The sequence below is a fragment of the Bradyrhizobium sp. CAR08 genome (assembly GCF_052871955.1).
Genome location: NZ_JBIXJX010000075.1, coordinates 1 through 1,719, shown reverse-complemented (window position 1 = coordinate 1,719; position 1,719 = coordinate 1). Strand labels below are relative to the sequence as shown.

Genomic DNA, 1,719 nt, shown 5'->3' with positions numbered 1-1,719 from the left:
GGGGCTTTTCAAGGAGTTTCGTCAGGGCGGGCGGCGCATCTTTTCTCCTTCGTCGGTTTCTTTGTTCGATTTGAAAGCCCGTTTCTTCGTCCCGACCCGCCTCGCTCAACGTCGACGCGCGCAGGCGCTGTCAAGGTTGGCCGTCGCGCTAACCTTAGGCATGCACCGCCGTTGCCAGGCCACACCTTGACAGCGCCGAGCGCGACGGCACGCTTGGTGCGATCGGGATGAAGGTCAGAGGGGAGCTCGCTTGCGGGCGCGATCGCGCCACAACCTTGTATCCGGTGGGTCCAAGGACCCGAACCATGATGCAGTCATAAGCATCGGCAGCGAGACTCCGAAGCGGCGGACCCATTCTCCCTTTCGGCATTGAAAGCCAAGGAAACACGTCGGGACTCCGCCACCTCGAACCGTCATCGGCGACCTGTCATCAGCGGACGGACCGGGCCGAAACTGTTGGGTGTCGTTCAGTGACCTCCGTTCATTATGCCGGCCGCAGAACAACGCCGTCCGGGACTACGCCCTCCCGCACGAGACGCCACAGGGCGATCAGTAGCTTGCGCGCCAAGGCCACGATCATGGTCTTGCGAGTACCGCGGGCGTTCTCGGTACGGGTTCGAAACCACTGCGCCAAGGCGCTGTCCTTCTGGAACATGAGAAATCGCCACGCCAATTCGATCATGCCTCGTCTCACCCGAGCGTTGCCGGAACGGGTCAGCCCTTTCTCCCGGCGTTTTCTGCCACTCTCGTCGGGCGAACCAGTGAGGCCGGCATAACGCGCTATCGCCCTTCGATCGCGCATGCTTCGCGACAGTACCTCCTGCACCAGCATGTCGGCCGTCTCGACACCAACCCCGATCACCCGCGCCAATAGGCGCACCATTGCGTGTGGTCCATCACTGTCGGTCTGCTTGAGACGCTCCAGGCGAGCGTCCCCGATCTGCCGTATCTGATCACTGACGAGCCGCCGGCGCGCCATGTCGCGACGCAGCTCAGCCAGGGTGTTGGGCGGGATCGGTTCGCCCTCGGGGGTGCGCAAACCGTCAAGGCGTTCGGCAGCCTTCTTCAGCTTCGGATTGAAGCCGCGGATGCCTAGCCGGATCAACGCTGCTTTCATTCGGTTGACGATCCGACTTTGCTCTCCGACGAGGCTCTCGTGCTCGCGGTTGGGCCGCTTGGCATCTTCGTCCTTGATTGTCGGGATCGCGACCATCTTGCAGTGATCACGCTCGCCCCGCAACCAGCCGAGAAAGCTGCGTTTGAGCAGCTCTGTGTCGAGACGATCGGTCTTGGCACGCCGATGCTCGCGCGATACCGCTACGCTCGAGGCGTGAATGACATGGGCCTCGATCTCGCGCGCCCTGAGCCAGCGTGCCAGCCAAAAACCGTCTCGGCCGGCCTCGAAAGCGACCGCGATGCGTTCGATCCGGTGTCCTGCCTTCTTCGCCTCTTCTCGCCAGCGATTGAGGAGCTTCAGCAAGGCGTTCTCGTCGACGTCGAGCTTCTTTAACGGCTGGCGCTCGACGCCAGGTACGATGCCTCCAACGAGCCAGCTCGACAGGCTGATCTCGATCACCGCAATCAACGTGCCGTCCGGTTCGAGGGGGCTGAGGGACCGGCTCAGGTCGTTCAACTTCTGCATGGGGTGCTCCATCGGTTCACATCAGCGCCGATGATGCCATATTCCTCCACCGTCGCCGCCCGCCCCATAGCATCTCC

General features: G+C 62.6%; 2 protein-coding genes. One reads left to right on the top strand and one right to left on the bottom strand.

Annotation, left to right across the window (positions count from 1 at the left end; translation table 11 throughout):
* Window positions 1-190: hypothetical protein (locus tag ACIPUD_RS39740; protein WP_446482987.1), on the top strand; the 190-nt coding region annotated here is incomplete at its 5' end.
* A gap of 294 nt (window positions 191-484) precedes the next feature.
* Here the strand turns inward: ACIPUD_RS39740 and ACIPUD_RS39735 are convergent.
* Window positions 485-1,642: an IS110 family transposase gene (locus ACIPUD_RS39735; RefSeq protein ID WP_446482986.1), complete on the bottom strand. Its 1,158-nt coding sequence runs from the start codon at window positions 1,640-1,642 to the stop codon at window positions 485-487.
* Window positions 1,643-1,719 lie beyond the last annotated feature (77 nt).